Source organism: Paraburkholderia sp. J8-2, from assembly GCF_905220195.1.
In the GTDB taxonomy this organism is placed as follows: Bacteria; Pseudomonadota; Gammaproteobacteria; order Burkholderiales; family Burkholderiaceae; genus Paraburkholderia.
Map to the genome: position 1 here is coordinate 155963 of NZ_CAJMZA010000009.1, position 18775 is coordinate 174737.

At 65.2% G+C, this 18775-nt stretch carries 18 protein-coding genes and 3 tRNA genes; 10 read left to right on the top strand and 11 right to left on the bottom strand.

The window, feature by feature from the left end:
• Positions 1 to 22 precede the first annotated feature (22 nt).
• The 6 genes from U5A52_RS21205 to U5A52_RS21230 are packed head-to-tail and all read left to right on the top strand — an operon-like array spanning position 23 to position 6080.
• Positions 23 to 1903: a feruloyl-CoA synthase gene (locus U5A52_RS21205; protein ID WP_321912485.1), complete on the top strand. Its 1881-nt coding sequence runs from the start codon at positions 23 to 25 to the stop codon at positions 1901 to 1903.
• Between the two features lie 57 nt (positions 1904 to 1960).
• Entirely contained in the window at positions 1961 to 3100 is a 1140-nt protein-coding gene (locus U5A52_RS21210; RefSeq protein WP_321912486.1) for an acyl-CoA dehydrogenase family protein, read from the top strand.
• A 29-nt stretch (positions 3101 to 3129) separates the two neighbouring features.
• Positions 3130 to 4317 (top strand): lipid-transfer protein, encoded by a 1188-nt coding sequence (locus U5A52_RS21215; RefSeq protein ID WP_321936092.1) that lies wholly within the window; start codon positions 3130 to 3132, stop codon positions 4315 to 4317.
• 34 nt (positions 4318 to 4351) lie between these two features.
• Positions 4352 to 4792: a MaoC family dehydratase N-terminal domain-containing protein gene (locus U5A52_RS21220; RefSeq protein ID WP_321936093.1), complete on the top strand. Its 441-nt coding sequence runs from the start codon at positions 4352 to 4354 to the stop codon at positions 4790 to 4792.
• A 13-nt stretch (positions 4793 to 4805) separates the two neighbouring features.
• On the top strand, positions 4806 to 5219 hold the full coding sequence (locus U5A52_RS21225; RefSeq protein ID WP_321912491.1) for a MaoC family dehydratase: 414 nt from the start codon (positions 4806 to 4808) through the stop codon (positions 5217 to 5219).
• A gap of 36 nt (positions 5220 to 5255) precedes the next feature.
• Positions 5256 to 6080 (top strand): SDR family NAD(P)-dependent oxidoreductase, encoded by an 825-nt coding sequence (locus tag U5A52_RS21230; protein ID WP_321912493.1) that lies wholly within the window; start codon positions 5256 to 5258, stop codon positions 6078 to 6080.
• 84 nt (positions 6081 to 6164) lie between these two features.
• Here the strand turns inward: U5A52_RS21230 and U5A52_RS21235 are convergent, their stop codons facing one another.
• The 3 genes from U5A52_RS21235 to U5A52_RS21245 form a co-directional block, all read right to left on the bottom strand.
• Positions 6165 to 6629, bottom strand: a complete 465-nt coding sequence (locus U5A52_RS21235; protein ID WP_321936094.1) for a DUF2214 family protein — start codon at positions 6627 to 6629, stop codon at positions 6165 to 6167.
• 96 nt (positions 6630 to 6725) lie between these two features.
• The gene (locus U5A52_RS21240; protein ID WP_321936095.1) at positions 6726 to 7694 is read right to left on the bottom strand and encodes a hypothetical protein; all 969 of its coding nucleotides are present in this window, start codon (positions 7692 to 7694) and stop codon (positions 6726 to 6728) included.
• Between the two features lie 236 nt (positions 7695 to 7930).
• Positions 7931 to 8995, bottom strand: coding sequence for a glycosyltransferase family 4 protein (locus U5A52_RS21245; RefSeq protein ID WP_321912499.1), 1065 nt, complete (start codon positions 8993 to 8995; stop codon positions 7931 to 7933).
• A gap of 784 nt (positions 8996 to 9779) precedes the next feature.
• Between U5A52_RS21245 and U5A52_RS21250 the strand changes: the two genes are divergently transcribed.
• Positions 9780 to 11612 (top strand): ABC transporter ATP-binding protein, encoded by a 1833-nt coding sequence (locus U5A52_RS21250; RefSeq protein WP_321912501.1) that lies wholly within the window; start codon positions 9780 to 9782, stop codon positions 11610 to 11612.
• 117 nt (positions 11613 to 11729) lie between these two features.
• On the opposite strand, the gene otsA is transcribed toward U5A52_RS21250, so the two are convergent.
• Complete coding sequence (gene otsA / locus U5A52_RS21255) at positions 11730 to 13160, bottom strand: alpha,alpha-trehalose-phosphate synthase (UDP-forming) (protein ID WP_321912503.1); 1431 nt, start codon at positions 13158 to 13160, stop codon at positions 11730 to 11732.
• 103 nt (positions 13161 to 13263) lie between these two features.
• Positions 13264 to 14016 carry a trehalose-phosphatase gene (gene otsB / locus U5A52_RS21260; RefSeq protein ID WP_321912505.1) on the bottom strand — a complete coding sequence of 251 codons (753 nt, stop codon included), beginning with the start codon at positions 14014 to 14016 and terminating at the stop codon, positions 13264 to 13266.
• A 363-nt stretch (positions 14017 to 14379) separates the two neighbouring features.
• Here otsB and U5A52_RS21265 point away from each other — a divergent pair, with 363 nt between their 5' ends.
• The 3 genes from U5A52_RS21265 (at position 14380) to U5A52_RS21275 (ending at position 16534) form a co-directional block, all read left to right on the top strand.
• Positions 14380 to 15030, top strand: coding sequence for an SCO family protein (locus tag U5A52_RS21265; protein ID WP_415774032.1), 651 nt, complete (start codon positions 14380 to 14382; stop codon positions 15028 to 15030).
• 80 nt (positions 15031 to 15110) lie between these two features.
• Positions 15111 to 15578, top strand: coding sequence for a copper chaperone PCu(A)C (locus tag U5A52_RS21270; protein ID WP_321936096.1), 468 nt, complete (start codon positions 15111 to 15113; stop codon positions 15576 to 15578).
• Between the two features lie 86 nt (positions 15579 to 15664).
• Complete coding sequence (locus U5A52_RS21275) at positions 15665 to 16534, top strand: cytochrome c oxidase assembly protein (RefSeq protein ID WP_321912647.1); 870 nt, start codon at positions 15665 to 15667, stop codon at positions 16532 to 16534.
• Here the strand turns inward: U5A52_RS21275 and U5A52_RS21280 are convergent.
• From U5A52_RS21280 to pgsA, 6 genes are all read right to left on the bottom strand, one after another.
• A complete protein-coding gene (locus tag U5A52_RS21280) occupies positions 16510 to 16998 on the bottom strand; it encodes a GNAT family N-acetyltransferase (protein WP_321912507.1) in 489 nt (162 codons plus the stop codon). The two genes, U5A52_RS21275 and U5A52_RS21280, sit on opposite strands and share 25 nt — an antisense overlap.
• Before the next feature lie 86 nt (positions 16999 to 17084).
• Positions 17085 to 17357 (bottom strand): DUF2164 domain-containing protein, encoded by a 273-nt coding sequence (locus tag U5A52_RS21285; RefSeq protein ID WP_321936097.1) that lies wholly within the window; start codon positions 17355 to 17357, stop codon positions 17085 to 17087.
• Between the two features lie 101 nt (positions 17358 to 17458).
• Positions 17459 to 17532: transfer RNA gene (locus U5A52_RS21290), tRNA-Cys, on the bottom strand.
• Between the two features lie 137 nt (positions 17533 to 17669).
• A tRNA-Gly gene (locus U5A52_RS21295) sits at positions 17670 to 17745 on the bottom strand.
• A 76-nt stretch (positions 17746 to 17821) separates the two neighbouring features.
• Positions 17822 to 17897: transfer RNA gene (locus U5A52_RS21300), tRNA-Gly, on the bottom strand.
• Positions 17898 to 18075: 178 nt separating this feature from the next.
• Positions 18076 to 18666 carry a CDP-diacylglycerol--glycerol-3-phosphate 3-phosphatidyltransferase gene (pgsA, locus tag U5A52_RS21305; protein ID WP_042261239.1) on the bottom strand — a complete coding sequence of 197 codons (591 nt, stop codon included), beginning with the start codon at positions 18664 to 18666 and terminating at the stop codon, positions 18076 to 18078.
• Positions 18667 to 18775 lie beyond the last annotated feature (109 nt).

Genomic DNA, 18775 nt, shown 5'->3' on the forward strand with positions numbered 1-18775 from the left:
AACGTTCAGGAGACACGGCTTAATGAGTACGCTCTCGGCCAGTACTGCGCCGGCGGTTGCCGTCCGGCCTCTACCCATGCCCCACCGTCGAACGCTCGTCGAGCGGCGCAGCGACGGCAGCCTGATCCTGCGCCCGGCAAATCCGCCGCCAGCCATTGCGCAAAAGAGCTTCGTGGATTTCGTCGAGGGCTGGGCGCTCACGCGCGGCGAGACCGCCGCATTTTGCGAGCGCGGGAGCGACGGCGCATGGCGGCGCCTGAGCTGGCGCGAACTCTGGCAGCAGGTGCAGTGCGTCGGCGCCGCGCTGCTCGAGCTGGGCCTCGATCAGGCGCACCCGCTCATGCTGCTCTCCGGTAATTCGATCGAACAGGCCGTCGTGCTGCTCGCCGCCGAATACGTGGGCATTCCCACCGCACCGGTTTCGCCCGCCTACGCGACGCTGAGCCAGGACTTCGCGCGTCTGAAGGCCATAGTGGAACTGGTGCCGCCCGCCGCATTGTTCGTGCAGAACGCCGCACCCTTCGAACGTGCACTCGCCACGCTCGCGCACTGCCACGCGCCGGTCGTCGCCGTGCAAGGCGCCGGCGCAGGCCAGCTCGACTGGGCGACGCTCGCGCAGACCGAACTGACCGCGTCGCGTCGTGCCGCGGTCGCCGCCGCGCATACCGCTATCACGCCGGATGCAACAGCACGCGTGCTCTTCACGTCCGGCTCGACCGGCACGCCCAAAGGCGTTGCCCTGACCTACGGCAATCTCAAGGCCGTAGCCGCCTACTACGCCGACAATCTTGCCTTCCTGCTCGACACCGAGCCCGTGTTCCTCGACTGGCTGCCGTGGCATCACGGCCTCGGCGGCGTGCTCAACCTGGGCCGCTCGATCCAGTTCGGCGCGACCCACTATATCGACGACGGACGCCCCGTGCCCGGCCTCATCGAGCGGACGGTGCGCAACCTGCGCGAGGTGGCGCCCACGATTTTCACGAGCGTCCCGTCAGCGTGGGCCGTGCTCGCGAACGAGCTCGAACGGGACCCCGAACTCGCGGCGAACCTGTTCTCGAAGGTTCTCTTCTTCGGCTATGGCGGCGCGAGCCTGCCCACCGATGTCCATGAGCGCATCCAGCGCGTGGCCGAAAAGACCGTTGGCCAGCGCATCGCCTTCGCGACCGGCCTCGCCTGCACGGAAACGAGCGGCATGGGGACGATGTGCGGCCGGATCACCAACACGATCAGCAATATCGGCACACCGGTTCCGGGTTCGGAAGTGAAGCTCGTGCCGCTCGAAAGCGCAGACGGCCGCTACGAGATCCGCATGCGCGGCGCGAACGTGTTCGGCGGTTACATCAAGCAGCCGGCACTCACGGCGGCCGCCTTCGACGAGGAAGGCTTCTTCCGGCTCGGCGACGCCGTGCGCCTCGCCAATCCCGAAAACCCATCGGACGGCATGCTGTTCGCCGGTCGTGTCGTGGAAGACTTCAAACTCACGAACGGCACATGGGTGCGCACGGGCGCGATGCGGCTCGCGCTGCTCGATCGCTGCGCCCCGCTGCTCACCGACGCCGTGATCTGCGGGCATGATCACGATTACGTCGCCGCGCTCGCCTGGCCGAACGTTCCGGCGTGCCAGCGTCTCGCGCCGGAACTCGCGGGCCTCGAAGCCGCCGCGCTGGCGCAACACCCTGTCGTCGTCGCCGCACTGAGCGAGCAGTTGCGCAACCAGCGCGCGCAAGGTGCGAGCGTTCACGTCGAACGGCTGCTGCTGATGGCAGAGCCGCCCTCCATGGACGCGAACGAAATCGCCGACAAGGGTTATGTCAATCAGGCCGTCACGCGCACGCGTCGGGCCCACCTCGTCGACGCGCTCTTTCACGCCGAACCCGCCGCACACGTCGCTCGCGCGCGTTGAGCTCACCCTCACACTCCCACACCCCTAACAGCAACTGCTAACGTTCAGGACTCCGATATGCAAATCAACCGTAACGTTTTTCGCGACGACCACGAGATGCTGCGCACCACCGCGCGCCGCTTCCTCGAAAAGGAATGCGTGCCGAGGCAAGCCGAATGGGACAAGGCCGGCAAGGTCGATCGCGAGACCTGGCTCAAGGCCGGCCGCGAAGGCCTGCTATGCCTGACGCTGCCGACCGAATACGGCGGCGGCGGCGGCGACTTCGGCCATGCGGCCGTGTTCAACGAGGAAGTCAGCCGGGCCGGGCTGAGCGGTCTCGGCTTCGGGGTTCACTCGGACATCATCGCTCCGTACATTGCACGGCTCGGCAACGAGGAGCAAAAGCAGCGCTGGCTGCCGAAGGCCTGCTCGGGCGAATACATCCTCGCCATCGGCATGACCGAGCCGGGTACGGGCAGCGACCTGAAGGCCGTGCGCACGACCGCCGTACGCGACGGCGACGAGTACGTGATCAACGGCAGCAAGACCTTCATCAGCAACGGCCTGAATGCGGACCTCATCATCATGGTCTGCAAGACCGACCCGGCAGCCGGCTCCAAAGGCGTGAGCCTGATCGTGGTCGAAACCGACCGCGAAGGCTTTCGCCGTGGCCGCAAGCTCGAAAAGGTGGGCCAGCATGCGCAGGACACCGCGGAACTCTTCTTCGACAACGTGCGCGTGCCGGTCTCGAACCGGCTTGGCGAGGAAGGCAAAGGCTTCGCCTACCTGATGACGGAACTGCCGCAGGAGCGCCTCTCTATCGCCGTGAACGCGGCTGCCAAGCTCGAAGCCTGCCTCGAGCACACGCTGAACTACGTCAAGGACCGCAAGGCATTCAATCAGACCGTATGGGACTTCCAGAACACCAAGTTCAAGCTCGCCGACATCAAGGCCCAGGCGCTCGCGGTGCGGCTCATGGTCGATCACTACCTGTCTGAGCACGTGCGACGCCGCCTCACGCTGGAGGAAGCCGCTGTCGTGAAGCTCTTCGCGACCGAAACGCTCGGCAAGGCGCTCGACGAAATGGTGCAGTTGCACGGCGGCTACGGCTACATGCTCGAATATCCGGTGGCCCGCGCATTCGCCGACGCTCGCGTGATGCGCATTTACGGCGGCACGAGCGAAGTGATGCGCGACCTCATCTCACGCAAACTTTAAAAAAATTCAACTCACTCAGGAGTACTGATATGACTCGAAGCGCATACATCGCCGGCGTCGGCATGATTCCGTTCAAGAAGCCCGGCGCGAGCGACACCTACGACGTGATGGGCGCCACCGCGATCCGCCAGGCGCTCGCCGACGCGGGTATCGACTACAGCGACGTGCAGCAAGCCTATGCGGGCTACGTCTACGGCGACTCGACCTGCGGCCAGAAGGCCCTTTATCAGGTCGGCATGACGGGCATTCCAGTCATCAACGTGAACAACAACTGTGCGACGGGCTCGTCCGCGCTCTATCTCGCGCGCCAGGCCGTGCAGAGCGGCGCGGTCGACTGCGCGCTCGCGGTTGGCTTCGAGTTCATGCAGCCCGGCGCACTCAAGTCGATCTGGAACGACCGCAAGAGCGCACTCGAGCGCGCGATCGACATCACCGACGAGCTGGTCGGCCAGCATGAGGGTTTGAGCAACGCCATCCGCCAGTTCGCGGGCGCGGGTCTGTCGCACATGAAGCAATACGGCACGAAGCTCGAGACCTTCGCGAAGATCCGCGCGAAGGCGAGCCGCCACGCGGCGCGCAATCCGCTCGCCGTGTTCCGCAACGTGGTTTCGACCGAAGACGTGATGGCCGCGCCCATGCTCTGGGAAGGCGTGCTCACGCGCCTGATGGCCTGCCCGCCCACCTGCGGCGCGGCGGCGGCGCTCGTCGTGTCCGAGGCGTTCGCGAAGAAGCACGGCCTGCGCACCGACGTGGTGATCGCCGGCCAGGCGCTCACCACCGACACCCCGAGCACGTACGACGCGCGAGACATGATCCGCGTGGTCGGCTTCGACATGACGCGCTCGGCTGCGAAAAACGCCTACGAGCAAGCCGGCATCGGGCCGCGCGACATCGACGTGATCGAGTTGCACGACTGCTTCGCGCAGAACGAACTGCTGACCTACGAGGCGCTCGGCCTGTGCGCGGAAGGCGAAGGCGAAAAGCTTGTGAACAACGGCGACAACACCTACGGCGGCGAATGGGTCGTCAATCCGTCAGGCGGCCTGCTCTCGAAGGGACATCCGCTCGGTGCAACGGGTCTCGCGCAATGCTACGAACTCACACAGCAACTGCGCGGCACGGCGAGCGAGCGCCAGGTCGAAGGCGCGAAGGTCGCGCTCGCGCACAACGTGGGTCTCGGCGGCGCGTGCGTCGTCACGGTCTACAAGCGCGCGTGAGCGTGAGCACGGCTGACGACTGGGAGTCAACCACATGATCGACAAGCAACACATCGGCAAGACGCTGCCCGCGTTTCGCGCCGTAGCCGAAGCGGGCCGGCTGCGCTTCTTCGCACAGGCGATTGGCGAAACGAATCCCGTCTACTTCGACGAGTCCGCCGCGCGCGACGCAGGACACCCCGGCCTGCCGCTGCCGCCCACGTTCCTGTTCTCGCTCGAATTCGAGCAGCCGGACGGGTCCTGGCGCGACGAGATCGGCATCGAGCTGCCGCGCATCCTGCACGGCGAACAGTCTTTCACGTATCACCGGCTCGCCTATGCGGGCGACGTGCTGCTGTTCGAGTCGCGCATCGCCGACATCTACGACAAGAAAGGCGGCGCGCTGGAGTTCGTCGTGCGCGAGACGCGCGTCACGAACCCGCGCGGCGAGCACGTGGCCGATCTGCGCAGCGTGATCGTGCAACGCAACGGCTGAAGGGAGACCTCGCATGACCATCCAGTACGACACGATCCAGGTGGGCGACACGCTCCCTCCCCTCGAACTGCCGAGCGTGGACCGCAAGATGCTCGCGCTCTTCGCGGGGGCCTCGGGCGACCACAACGCAGTGCATATCGACATCGACTATGCGCGGCGCGCGGGTATGCCCGACGTGTTCGCGCACGGCATGCTCTCGATGGCCTGGCTGGGCCGCCTGCTCACCCAATGGGTCGATCAGCGCCAGTTGCGCCAGTTCGGCGTGCGCTTCGTCGGCATCACGCACCTCGGCCATCGCATCGTGTGCACGGGGCGCGTGGTCGAGAAGTTCGAAGCCGAAGGCGAGCGTCGCGTGCGCCTCGAAATCCAGACCGCCAACCAGTATGGCGAACCGCGCGTCGTGGGTGACGCCGTGGTCGCGCTCTGAACCCACCCGCATCAATCGATAGAAGGAGTCAACAGCATGGGTAAGCTCGACGGCAAGGTGGCGCTCGTCACCGGCTCGGGACGCGGCATCGGCCGTGCAATCGTGGAAAAGCTCGCTAGCGAAGGCGCGCGCATTGTCGTGAACGACCTCGACGCCGATCCGGCGCACGAAACGGTCGAAGCGCTGCGCAAGGCAGGCGCCGAAGCGGTGGCCTGCGTGGGCAACGTGACGGCGCCGGACTTCGCCGAGCGCTTCATCAACACGGCGATGAGCACGTACAAGGGCATCGACATCATCGTGAACAACGCCGGCTACACCTGGGACGACGTGATCCAGAAGATGACCGACGAACAGTGGTACGCGATTCTCGATTGCCACATGACCGCGCCGTTCCGCATCCTGCGCGCCGCGTACCCGCATGTGAAGGCGCTGCACGCGGCCGACGTCGCCGAAGGACGCGAGGTGTATCGCAAGATCGTGAACATCTCGTCCACGTCCGCGCTCAATGGCAACGCCGGGCAGATGAACTACTCGTCCGCGAAGGCCGGGGTGATCGGCATGACGCGCGCACTCGCACGCGAATGGGGGCGCTTCAACGTCAATGTCAATGCGGTGGCATTCGGCCTGATCCACACGCGCATGACGAGCGCCGACGCGAAAGCGGGCGCGACGGTGAGCATCGAAGGCCGCGAGATCCGCGTGGGCCTGAACCCGGAGTTGATCAAGACGCATGCGCAGCGCAATCCGCTCGGCCGGGGCGGTACGCCCGAAGAAGCGGCGGGCGGCGTGTATCTGTTCTGCTCGCCCGAGTCGAACTACATCACCGGCCAGACGGTCGCGGTAGCGGGCAATCTTCAGTAAAGCGAAGCAACGACTTGTCCAGTCCGGAAACCCGCCGCCGCGCGGGTTTTCTCTTTTTCGGGGCCTGATCAAGCGCCGGGTGGTCTATTCAGCGCCCGTATCGAGGCCAATGCCGCGCGCCATGCCCGTCGCCGCGAACACCATGACGACGACCAGCACCGTCTGCCACACGCCGATGCGGGCATATTTCGGCGCGCCGGTCAGATCCGGCACGTCGCCTCGGCGCACGGCGAGGCGCCAGCGCAGCAGCGCCATCATCGGCGCGATCTCGAGCAGGAGGATCAGCACGAGCGCGCCCATCTTCGCGTGAAAGAGCGGTTCGTGCAGGTAGTACCCGGCGCCCTTCTCGAAGCCGCCGAACGCGCGCATGGCACCGGTGACGATCAGCACGACGGCCGAGCCGCCCCAGCCGTTGTCGGCGCTGAAGATCGCCGGCAGGTCCTCGGTGGAGGTGCAACGGCGCAGTCCGCGTGTACGCCGCAGGATGGACGCGAGCGCGAAGCCGAAGGCCAGCAGGTGAATGGCGGCGAGCAACCAGCGTATGAGCATTGCAACTCCTTCGAGTGGACGACAGGAACGGCAAGCAACAAAAAAGCGGGCGTATGCGTGGGCGCGGCGTCATGCAGCCGGGCCCTGTCGGGTGCGTCAGGTCTGCTTCAGCGCCGAGTCGAGCGCTCGCGAGGCCGTGCGGTCCCCTTCGGAGGCAAGCGACACGCGAAACACGGTCTGGCGGTTATGACCCGCCGCAGCCGGCGAATCCCAGAGCAATTCGATCTTCGGCCGGCGCGCGGGCTTGCCCGCAGGCCTCGACGATGACGACGCCGATGCCTGACGCGGCGCATTGTGGGCACCGGGTTCTCGCGTGGCCGCGGGCGGCACGCCCGCCAGCGTAGCGGCGGCATCGGGAGGATCCGCGCTGGCAACCGGCTCGGCAATGCCTGCCGTGACCGCGGGATCGTCCGCCTGAGCGCGCTCGGGTGCAGGCAGGCGCGCAGGCTCCGCCATGACCACCCCGCCCTGCGGCGTCCCCGAAAGCCAGCGCACCGACAGTTCACGCGCATCGTACTGCCCGACCTTGCGGCTTTCCTGCCAGACGACCGTCGTGCGCGTGGCCGGATCGATCGACACGGCGAAGCGCCCGATCGCGAAACGCCGCGCCGCGAAGTTGCTTCGCCAAAGCGCGCGCGGCCGGCAGATCCAGACCACAGCCGCATAGAGCGCGGGGGCGGCGACGAGCCAGCCATTCGTATCGGCCACGGCGTGGAAGGTGCGCCGCCAGCCGGCGGTCCAGACAAACACGCCGATCGAGCCGATCGCGAACAGAAAGCCGAGCACGCCGAAGAAGCGCAGCGCCTGGCGCAGCCACTGCGGCAGCGGGTGAAACGGCCGCTCGACGCGCGCCTTCGCGCCCGGCAGGACGATCAGCAGAAACAGGAAGACGAGATTCAGGCTTGCCGCCGGCGACGACGCCATGCCTTCGAGCGCGGCGAGAAAATTCATCTGCGCCATGGAGTGCAGCCAGCGCGCCAGGATCACGAGCCCGATCGCGCGCAGCGCGAAAAGCGTCCCGGCACCGGGTACGGTTGCCGTGGGCGTCGGTCGGGTTCTGGCCAAGGGTCTTCTCCTCTGTCGACCAGAGTTCGCGCTTCAGCGCGCAACTCTGGTCCCATGCAAAGCACGCTTTTGTGGGCGCCGCGGATTTTACGGCACGGCCATTATAGGGACATTAAGCGTGCGCCTCACTTGCCGGCGCAGCGAATGTGACAACGCCCCGGTGCACAGGCACCAGGGCGTTGGGGAAAAGCGGGAAAACCGGGCGCGCCGCAGCGCGTCCGGTTTCGGTGCGCAGCTTAGCCGGCGTTGACTTCGCGCAGCACCGTGCGATGCTTCTGACGCAGCAGTTCTTCGTACACGGCCACGTAGTTGCGCGCCATCACCTTCGACGAGAAGCGCGACTCGAACGCGGCGCGCACCTTCTCGCGCGGCAGCGTCGACAGGCGTTTGATCGCGGCGACTGCGCTGATTTCGTCTTCGACGACGAAGCCCGACACGCCGTTCTCGATGACTTCCGGCACCGAACCGCGCTTGAACGCGATAACCGGCGTGCCGCAGGCCATGGCTTCGATCATGACGAGGCCGAAGGGCTCCGGCCAGTCGATCGGGAACACCAGCGCATGGGCATTGCCGAGGAACTCACGCTTTTCATGCTCGCCGATTTCGCCGATGTACTCGACGTGCGGCAGCGCCATCAGCGGCTTGATGACTTCTTCGTAGTAGGCACGGTCGGCCTTGTCGATCTTGGCGGCGACCTTGAGCTTCATGCCCGCCTGCCCGGCGATGCGGATCGCGCGGTCAAGGCCCTTCTCCGGCGAGACGCGGCCGAGGAATGCGAGGTAGCCGGGCTCGACGTTCGGAATCGGCGTGAGCACGTCTTCCGGCAGGCCGTGGTAGACGGTCTGCTGCCAGTTGGCTTGCTGCAGCGGATTGCGCTGGTTGTCCGAGATCGAAACGACCGGCACGTCGTTGAACGCGTTGAACACCGGCTGCAGTTCCGGCAGGTCCAGACGGCCGTGCATGGTCGTGACGAACGGCACCGGCTGACGCGCGAACAGCGAGAACGGGTAGTAGTCGATGTGGAAGTGCAGCACGTCGAATTCTTCCGCGCGGCGGCGAACTTCTTCGAGCAGCAACATGTGCGGAGCCATCACATCGCGAATCGTGGGGTCGAGGCGCAGTGCCTGCGGCCAGAACGCTTCGAGCTTTGCCGAGGTGATCGAATCGCCGCTGGCGAACAGCGTGACATCGTGACCCTGTTCGACCAGCGCTTCGGTCAGGTAGGAGACCACCCGTTCCGTGCCGCCGTACAGCTTGGGAGGAACCGCCTCGTGCAACGGAGCGATTTGAGCGATTCGCATAGTGGTGAACTCCTTCCTCGTAATAAATCGGGCAATAGACTGCAAATTTGACAATCGACCTATGCAGGCTGCGGCTTCCTTGTCGCCACGCGCCTTACAGGCGTTCCGTACCGCTAACCGCGCCGGAAATCCGGACACAGACCCGACGCAGTTGTGAAGCGGCAAGAGAGCGCACACGCGGCGGTTCAGGCGGTAAACGCGCAGGGTTCGCGGCCGTTGACATAAAAGCTGTCAAATTCCCTACGCCGTCCGAGTCGGCATTATCCCGGTCAGGGGTCAATACCGGCTAGATCATTTCAAAGTCTTTACGTTGTTACAAACCGGAAACACTCCGCAACCCATTGTTTTCCAAGAGAGTTCTAGATTGGGTGCTGCGCTGCGGAAAACAACTGCGGGGGATTGTCGCGGCACGAATCCGCATCGATCGATCCCACTCGTAAGGTTTCAGGTTCGTCATGGGCTGGCTGCGCGTTGCAGGCACGCACAGCAGTTTTCCGAATGCAATCCGTAATTCTATCTCTAAAACATCTATCACTAAAACGGTCCACGATTCCTGTTGAACCTCCGCTGCAACAACGTGTCCCCAATCTGTATCCCGCGCTATCGTGTCGCGATATGATGCGCGTCCGCCGGGCACAGGCGGTGCGCCAGGCGCACGGGGTGTTTACAATGCGGTAAGTCCGCCTTCGTTGCCGCGCGCCCTGAGCCGTTCGTCGCCTCAGCGCCAGCTATCTTCCTTTGAACTTGCACGGACGAAATTCCGTCAGACCGACCACCCGATCAATTGGAACATCTGACCACCGCCCAGCGTAACGCCCACAACGCAAAGCTCGCGAGCTATGCGCGGCGTCCGCTCGCGTTCCTTTTCCGCTACATCAAGCGCCATCCGTTCGCCCACAGCGTCGTGCTCGCCAGCGTGTTCGCGGCCGTGGGCTGCGCGCTTGCGTCGCAATACGCCATCAAGCATCTGATCGACGTGCTCGGAGCAGGACGCCATCATCCGGGCCCGCTGTGGACCGCGTTCGCCATCCTCGTCGGCCTGATCGCCGCCGACAACCTGCTCTGGCGGGTCGGCGGCTGGTTCGCCGCGCACACCTTCGTCACCGTGACGGGCGACCTGCGGCGTGACCTCTTCCAGTATCTGAGCGGACACTCGCCCACTTACTACGCCGAAAAGCAGCCCGGCACGCTCGCGAGCCGCATCACCGCGACGTCGAACGCCGTCTACACGGCCGAGAACACCACGGCGTGGAACGTGCTGCCGCCCTGTATCGCCGTGGCCGGCGCGATCGTCATGATCATCGCCGTCAATCCGCTCATGGCGGCGGGCCTGCTCGTCTGCTCGGCCATCCTTTCGGTGATCCTTTTCAAGCTGGCCGGGCGCGGCTCCTCGCGTCACCACACGTTCGCTTCCAAAGCGGCCGCCGTGGACGGCGAGCTCGTCGACGTGATCGGCAACATGGCGCTCGTGCGCGCCTTCGGCATGACGTTGCGCGAGCAAAAGCGCTTCGGCTCGACCGTCAAGGCCGAACTCGACGCGCGCCGCTCGAGCCTGCTCTACCTCGAAAAGCTGCGTCTGCTGCACGCCGTGATCACGGCCATGCTGTCCGCCGGGCTGCTCGGCTGGGCGCTCTGGCTCTGGGATCAGGGCAAGGCGACGTCGGGCGACATCGTGCTGGTTAGCTCGCTCGGCTTCACGATCCTGCACGGCACGCGCGACCTCGCCGTGGCGCTCGTGGATGTGACCCAACACGTGGCGCGCCTGGCCGAAGCCGTGCAAACGCTGCTGGAGCCGCACGGCATGCCCGACCGCGACGACGCCACGGAGCTCGTAGCCCAGGGCGGCCGCGTCGACTTCGAGGGCGTGACGTTCGCGTATCCGCACCGCAAGCCGATCCTCGATCATTTCGACCTGCACATCGAGGCCGGTCAGCGCGTCGGCCTGATCGGCAAATCGGGGGCAGGCAAGACTACGGTGCTCGCGCTGCTGCAGCACTTCTACGACACCCAGGGCGGCGCCATCAAGGTCGACGGCCAGGACATCGCGCACGTCACCCAGGACAGCCTGCGCCATTCCATTGCGCTCGTGCCGCAGGACATTTCGCTGCTGCACCGCTCGATCTACGAGAACATCGCCTACGGCCGCCCCGAGGCGAGCCGCGAGGAAGTGCTCGCCGCGGCTCGCGAGGCGCGCTGCGCCGAATTCATCGAGGCGATGCCCGAGGGCTACGACACGATCGTGGGCGACCGCGGCGTGAAGCTGTCGGGCGGCCAGCGCCAACGCATTGCGATCGCGCGCGCCATTCTGAAGAATTCGCCGATCCTGCTGCTCGACGAAGCCACCTCCGCGCTCGACAGCGCGTCCGAAGAGGCCATCCAGCAGGCGCTCGACCGGCTCATGGTCGGCCGCACCGTGATCGCGATCGCCCACCGCCTCTCCACGCTCAACAACTTCGACCGCATCATCGTGATGAGCGCGGGCAAGGTGATCGACGACGGCAGCCCCGAAGAGCTGCGCAACCGTCCGGGCCTCTACCGCGACCTCCTCGCCAAGCAGTACGGCAAGCATTCCACGCTGCATCTGGGCAAGAAGACCGACGAAAAGCACGTAGCCTGACCACCGCGCAGGCGGGCGCGCCGCCGCCGTGCGCTGCCAAACGCAAAAAAGCCGCTTCAGTGCATCGCCTGAAGCGGCTTTTTTTCGCTCTCGCCGAGGCGGGCTCGGCGTGGGTGCTCAGCCCCGCGCGGGCTCGAGCGGCGGCAAGCTGACTCCTTTCCGCACGCTGACCTGGCTGAGATCGCGCATGAAGCGGTCGCGCCAGACCGAGACATTGTTCTCCCGCAACTGGCCCATCATGTCCCGATAGCGCGCAAGCCGCTCGGCAAGCGGCATGGCGAGCGCGGCATTGAGCGCGTCGGCCATGCCGTCGATATCGAGCGGATTGACGATCAGAGCGCCCGAAAGCTCCTGCGCCGCGCCGGCGAAGCGCGAGAGCACGAGCACGCCCGGATCTTCGGGGTCCTGCGCCGAGACATATTCCTTGGCGACGAGATTCATGCCATCGCGCAGCGGGGTGACGTAGCCGACGTTCGACGCCCGGAACAACGCGGCCAGCACCGCCCGTTCGTACTGGCGATGGATGTACCAGATCGGCGTCCAGTCGAGTTCCGCATAGCGGCCGTTGATGCGCCCCGACTCCGCCTCGAGGCGCAGCCGGATGTCCTGATAGGCGTGCAGGTCGGCGCGCGTAGGCGGCGCGATCTGCACGAACGAGACCTTGTTGCGCTGCGCCGGCGCGTGGTCGAGCAGGCGCTCGAACGCGCGAAAGCGCTCCACGAGCCCCTTCGAGTAGTCGAGCCGGTCCACGCTCATGATGACCTTGCGCCCGTGCAGCGTGGCCTTGAGCGTGCGCACCGGCTTGCCGCGTTCGCCCGCTTTGGCAAGCTCCGCGATTTCGTCGGGATAGACGCCGATCGGGTAATCGCCCGCGCAGAGCGTCTGCCCGAACGCCTCGATGCGCGTGAGGCCGTCCGCCTGCAGCGCGGTCGTGCCGCCCGCCTCGTTCACGATGTAGTCGCAAAACGCGCGCAGATCGGGCCTGGTCTGGAAGCCGAGCAGGTCGAACGCGCAGAGCGCCTGAACCAGTTCGCGATGCGGCGGCACCGCCAGCAGAACCTGCGAGGCCGGAAACGGAATGTGCAGGAAAAAGCCGATGCGGTTCTTCACGCCCGCCGCGCGCAGCGCCTGGGCGAACGGAATGAGGTGATAGTCGTGGACCCAGATCACGTCGTCTTCGCGCAGAAGCGGCACGAGTTGCTGCGCGAGCCACGCGTTCACGCGGCTATAGCCCTCGTACTCGTGGCGGTCGTACTGGACGAGATCGGCGCGGTAGTGGAACGCGGGCCAGAGCGTCGCGTTCGAGAAACCGCGGTAGTACTGGTCGTAGTCGCGCCGCAGCAGGCCGATGGTGGCAAAGGTCACGGGCCCGCGCTCTTCGAGCGCGATCTGCGGCTGGCCGGAGGTGAGCACGTCCCCGCTCCAGCCGAACCACATGCCGCCGGTTTCCTTGAGCGCGTCGTACACGCCCACCGCGAGGCCGCCCGCGGCCGGACCGCCTTCGGAAATCGGCGCGACGCGGTTCGATACGATGATCAATCGGCTCATGAGGGGCGGGGTCCGTGCTGGAAATCAGGAGAGCAAGGCGCACGCGAGGCATCGCTGCGCGTGACGCATTCAACGTGGGGAGTGAAGCGAGGCATGCGCGCGCTCACCGGGCGCCCGGCATGGCCGCGACGAGCGATGCGAGCCAGCCGATCAACGCGTCGACCGAATCGATGCGTGTTTGCGCGATGGTGTCGCCGCCGCCGACCTTGATCGACAGCCCGCCCAATGCGTTGACGACGGCGAAGCCCTTCTCGTCGGTCAGATCGTCGCCGGCGAACACCGGGCGGCGGCCCGCGAACGGCGGCTCGTCGAGAAACGCGCGCAGCGCGCGGCCTTTGTCGACGTCCTTCGGCTTGATCTCGTAGACCATCTTGCCGGGCTGCAGCACGTAGGCGTCGGCGTAATCGGCGGCGAGGCGCTCGGTCGCGGCGCGCGCGGTGCCCTCGTGCTCCGGAACGTTGCGGTAGTGCAGTGCGAGCGACGCGCCCTTGATCTCGAGCAGCATGCGCGGATGCGTGCGCACCACCTCCGCGAGCACCTGCTCCATGCGCAGCAAACGCTCATCGTTGAAGCCGACACGCTGTGTGTCGCCGTTGGCGTCGCGCCGCTCGGCGCCGTGCAGACCGGCCACGGGCAGATCGGGCATGCCGAGGAAACCGTCGATGCTCTCGATGCCGCGCCCCGAGACGATCGCCACGGCGCCGTGCGTCGTGCGGCGTAACTCATGCAGCAGCGCGAGCATGTCGGGACGCACGAGCACGCCGTCTGGCGTGGGCGCGAGATCGACGAGCGTGCCGTCGAAATCGAAGAAAAATGCCGTCTGGTCAGGCGGCAGGACTGCCGGAAGTACTTGCATTGCGTTCTTTTCACCCATCGGCCTGCTGGCCGGGTATGGCCCCGGGCAGCGCCCAGGGAAAGTGTGCGAATCTTACCGCGCCTTGGATCGATTATCGAGAAAGTAAGGGGCTGACCGGCTGCGCGGGCCTGGCCGGACTCGAGTCGGCTTGTCTGCGGTCCGGCTTGTCGAAAGTTGGACTCCGCTGCCAGGACTGTGATTCAGCCGATGCGAGCCGATGCGGCATATCGACGCGAGCGATCAGCACGACGGGGCGCTCGCGACCGGGCAGCCCCAATTTTGCTACAGTCGCAGCGACAAGCCGGGCCCAACGCCCTGTTCGAGCGCGGCTAACGTAATCCAATCGAGTCGACGAGATTGCCTTTGTTCCCCACCTTCGAGCCCACACTGCGCACGTTCCGCACCCGCCTTTGCAGCGGCCTGCGCAGCCTGCGGCACGCGGCGCTCGTGGCGGGCGCCTTGCTGCTCGTGGCATGCTCGCACCCGGACGAGCCGTGGCAGCTGACGAACGTAAGCGGCCACCTGCCCGACCTCGATTTCGCACTCACGGCCGACAACGGCCAACCTGTGACGGGCGCGAGTTTTCGAGGGCGCACGACGCTCGTCTACTTTGGCTATACGCATTGCCCGGACGTCTGCCCGGAGACGATGGCGCGCCTGATGCAGGTTATAGCGAAGCTCGGCCCCGATGCGCAGAAAGTGCGGATACTCTTCATCAGCGTCGATCCGGCGCGCGACACGCCGCAGGCCTTGCACGCCTACGTTGGCGCATTCGATGCCCGGCATGCACTCGGCCTGACCGGCACCGACAGCCAGATCGAATCGCTCGCGCGGCGCTACCGCGTGGCCTACCAGATGGAAAAGCGCGACCCCGACGGCAGCTACGAAGTCACGCACAGCTCGGCCGTCTATGTGTTCGACGCGCAGGGCCACGCGCGCCTGCTCGCCACCGACAGCAACACCCCGGACGCGATCGCGCACGACCTGCGCCGCGTGATCAACGACACGGCGTGAACGCATGCCGCGTCGCGGGTCCTATCATCGAGCCTTGATGTAACAGCAAGACGCAACAGCAAACCGCAACAGGAAACGTTATGACGAAGAACCTCAAGTCACTCACCGTCTCGCTCGGCTGCGCGCTGAGCACCTTCGGTGCGCTCGCCGCTTTCGCGCCCGCCGCACACGCCGCCCCGGGCGCGCTGAGCACGCAGGACGCGTGGGTGCGCTGGCTGCCCAACGACCTGCCTGCGGCGGGCTATGTGACGCTCAAGAACGATGGCGACCAGCCGGTCGATCTCGTGGGCGTATCGAGCGACGCTTACGGCATGGTCATGCTGCATCAGACGGTCTCGAATGGCTCGACGCAGAAGATGATCATGGTGCACAAGGCAACGGTGCCGGCGCACGGCACGCTGGCGATCGCACCGGGCGGCTACCACCTGATGCTGGAGAAGGCGAAGCACAAGATCGCACCGGGCGACACGGTGAACGTGAAGCTGCAATTCTCGGACGGCGAAACGCTCGACACGCCGTTCGCAGTCAAGTCGCCCTCAGGGCAGTAAGGCCGCAGCAAAACCAACGCGCGCATCCCGTATGGTTGCGCGCGCAAGCATGTTGAATCCGCGATGAGGCCGCCGCCATGCTCGCGATGACCCTGATCTACTGGCTCCAGCCGTGGGAGCCCTCGCCGACCGTGATGATCTGCACCCTGCTCGCGGCGGTGCTGTTCGTGCGCGGCAAACGGCACGCGCGGGTGTCGCTCGCGCGCCAGCTCTCATTCTGGTTCGGGCTCGGCGCGCTTTATGTCGTGCTGCATACGCGGCTCGACTACTACTTCGAGCACGAGTTCTTCATGCATCGCGCGCAGCACCTCGTGCTGCATCATCTGGGGCCGTTCTTCATCGCGCTCGCCTACCCGGGCGCGGCGCTGCGCGCGGGCATTCCGTTCAAGTGGCGCCAGCGCTTCGTGCGCCCCGTGCTCGCCGCGCGCCCCGTGCGCGTGGCGCTCGACATCGTCATGCATCCCGTCGTCGCGGTCGGACTCTTCGTCGGGCTCATCTACTTCTGGCTCTTTTCGCCGATCCACTTCATCGCGATGCTCGACTGGCGCCTCTACCGCGTCATGAACTGGAGCATGGTGATCGACGGGCTGCTGTTCTGGTGGCTCGTGCTCGACTCGCGCCCCGCTCCGCCCGCGCGCCTCTCGCCGGGCAAGCGCGTGCTCGTCGTGATCGCGGCGATTCCGCCGCAAATCGTGCTCGGCGCGTTCATCTTCTTCACGCCGCGCGAGCTATATCCGATTTATTCGATCTGCGGCCGCGCATTCACCTGGCTTTCGCCCATGCGCGACCAGCAGATCGGCGGGCTGCTGCTGTGGATTCCGGGGTCGATGATGAGTGTGGTCGGCGCACTGATCGCGCTGCGCCACTGGATGCGCCTATCCGCGCGCGGACGTTTGCCGCAGCACCGGCGCGGCGCGCGACCAACATCGAATCAGGCCGAGCGCATCCACACGTGAGGAATGCCGTCCTCGTCGTGAATCTCGCCAACGGGTGAGAAGCCAAACGCACCGTAGAACTTCTGCAGATGCGCCTGGGCATGCAGACGCATCGCGACGTCCGGCCATTGGCGCGCGATCTGCGCGATGGCGCGTTCGAGCAGCGCGTTGCCGAGCTTGATGCCGCGATGGTTCTGCGACGTCACCACGCGGCCGATACGCACATCAGCATCCTCTGCATCGGGTAGCAGCACGCGCAGATAACCCGCGAGCGCTCGCTCGCCGCCCTCTTCGCTCCATGCGAACAGATGCCACGCGCCGAAGTCGAGACCGTCGATATCGCCATACACACAGTTCTGCTCGACGACGAACGCGTCGGAGCGCAATTTGAGCATGGCGTAGACTTCACGCGCGTCGAGCGCGTCGAAGGCTTTCCATTGCCAGTCGAATTGGGGTAGCGGCAAGGCGGCGGACTGCACGGTCATGGTCTGCGATTTCCATCGAAGCATAGTGAATGACCACGATTATGCCGCGCGCCGCGCATGCTACAAACCCGCGACTCAGGCGGCGCTCACTTTCGCCGGCGCGGCGCTTCGTATTTGCGCCAGTACTGGAACGGCTCTTCATGCAGATCGATCTCGAGATCGACGATGCGCGCCTGCATGCTCTCCTGCGCGTCGGCAATGGCCTTGTTGTAGATCGCCGGCGCGATCTCTTCGAGAAAGAAGCCCAGCAGCGCGCCCGCCGCGATGTTGCCGATCGGCTCTTCCATGTTCGCGTCGAAATAGCGCTGAATGGAGGCGATCGCTTCGCTGCGCGCGTCTTCGGGGAGTTCGATGGACATGTCGGGCAACCGGAGAGGATGGGTGCCGGCTATTGTGCGCCACGTGCGCGAGCGCGCAGCAAAAAACAAAAGCCACCCGAAGGTGGCTTTTGTTTTGCATCTGGAGGCGCGAGCCGGAGTCGAACCGGCCTACACGGCTTTGCAGGCCGCTGCATAACCGCTTTGCTATCGCGCCAGAAGCGGACTGACTGGAACGCGGCGAACATCAGGCAAACTGCTTGAGCCCGCAACGACCGGACAGATTTGTTTGATGGCTTGATACTGATGCAAGCCTGCCAAACAAAAAGGGAAGCGTTGCTTCCCCTTGGCATTTGGAGCGGGAGACGAGTCTCGAACTCGCGACCTCAACCTTGGCAAGGTTGCGCTCTACCAACTGAGCTACTCCCGCAAATGTCCTGCTTTACTGCATTTTTCCTGCTTCAGCGCTTCGTTTTTTCTACTACAAAACGCCGCACCTTAAATTCTGGAGCGGGAGACGAGTCTCGAACTCGCGACCTCAACCTTGGCAAGGTTGCGCTCTACCAACTGAGCTACTCCCGCATATTCGCTTCAGATATATGCCTAACTTCGGCTTATCTTCTGATATCTCCACCGCATCTGCTTGCTTGCTACTGCGTCGTGCAGCGGAGAAGTGAGATTATGTATAACCCGCAGAATCGTGTCAACCCCTTCGTGTGATCTTTTTGGAAAAAGACACATGGGATTCACACCACGCCGCTCACAGGCTTCCCCGTTCGCGGATCTGCGGCCACGCGAGCTTCATGTAGTAGAGCATCGACCAGATCGTGAGGAACGCCGCCACATAGATGAGCCACGCGCCCCACACGCGCGAGTCGAACAGCGTCACGCCGCCGAGCGTAAGCGGTGCGTAGAACAACAGCATGGGTATCGCGACCATCTGGCACGCGGTCTTGAACTTGCCGAGCGAATTCACGGCCACGCTCTTCGACGCGCCGATTTGCGCCATCCATTCGCGCAGCGCCGAAATCGCGATTTCGCGTCCGACGATCACGAGCGCGATCACGGCGTCAAGCCGCTGCAGATGCACGAGCACGAGTAGCGCCGCGGTCACCATCAGCTTGTCTGCGACGGGATCGAGGAATGCACCGAACGAGGACGTCTGATTCCACTTGCGCGCGAGAAAACCGTCGAACCAGTCGGTGAGCGCCGCGAGCACGAAGAGCAGCATCGCCAGTACGTTCTGCTGCATCGGGGAAAGCATTGTCTGCGGCAGATAGAACACGCCGACCACGAGCGGAATCGCCAGGATCCGCAGCCAGGTCAGGAGAATCGGAATATTGAACGGCATCGGCTGGCGCTATCTGTCGGGGGAGATGCAATTATGGGAGATGCAATTGTGCCGCGTCGCCGCACCTGCCACAAGCAACCGTAAGGATTGGCCGGGCCGCACCCGGCCC

Coding starts and splice junctions, on each gene's coding strand:
- U5A52_RS21270 (WP_321936096.1), top strand. CDS start 15,111: ATGACGAAGAACCTCAAGTCACTCACCGTCTCGCTCGGCTGCGCGCTG.
- U5A52_RS21205 (WP_321912485.1), top strand. CDS start 23: ATGAGTACGCTCTCGGCCAGTACTGCGCCGGCGGTTGCCGTCCGGCCT.
- U5A52_RS21275 (WP_321912647.1), top strand. CDS start 15,665: ATGACCCTGATCTACTGGCTCCAGCCGTGGGAGCCCTCGCCGACCGTG.
- U5A52_RS21220 (WP_321936093.1), top strand. CDS start 4,352: ATGATCGACAAGCAACACATCGGCAAGACGCTGCCCGCGTTTCGCGCC.
- otsB (WP_321912505.1), bottom strand. CDS start 14,016: ATGCAAGTACTTCCGGCAGTCCTGCCGCCTGACCAGACGGCATTTTTC.
- U5A52_RS21285 (WP_321936097.1), bottom strand. CDS start 17,357: ATGTCCATCGAACTCCCCGAAGACGCGCGCAGCGAAGCGATCGCCTCC.
- U5A52_RS21280 (WP_321912507.1), bottom strand. CDS start 16,998: ATGACCGTGCAGTCCGCCGCCTTGCCGCTACCCCAATTCGACTGGCAA.
- U5A52_RS21235 (WP_321936094.1), bottom strand. CDS start 6,629: ATGCTCATACGCTGGTTGCTCGCCGCCATTCACCTGCTGGCCTTCGGC.
- otsA (WP_321912503.1), bottom strand. CDS start 13,160: ATGAGCCGATTGATCATCGTATCGAACCGCGTCGCGCCGATTTCCGAA.
- pgsA (WP_042261239.1), bottom strand. CDS start 18,666: ATGCCGTTCAATATTCCGATTCTCCTGACCTGGCTGCGGATCCTGGCG.
- U5A52_RS21210 (WP_321912486.1), top strand. CDS start 1,961: ATGCAAATCAACCGTAACGTTTTTCGCGACGACCACGAGATGCTGCGC.
- U5A52_RS21230 (WP_321912493.1), top strand. CDS start 5,256: ATGGGTAAGCTCGACGGCAAGGTGGCGCTCGTCACCGGCTCGGGACGC.
- U5A52_RS21215 (WP_321936092.1), top strand. CDS start 3,130: ATGACTCGAAGCGCATACATCGCCGGCGTCGGCATGATTCCGTTCAAG.
- U5A52_RS21225 (WP_321912491.1), top strand. CDS start 4,806: ATGACCATCCAGTACGACACGATCCAGGTGGGCGACACGCTCCCTCCC.
- U5A52_RS21245 (WP_321912499.1), bottom strand. CDS start 8,995: ATGCGAATCGCTCAAATCGCTCCGTTGCACGAGGCGGTTCCTCCCAAG.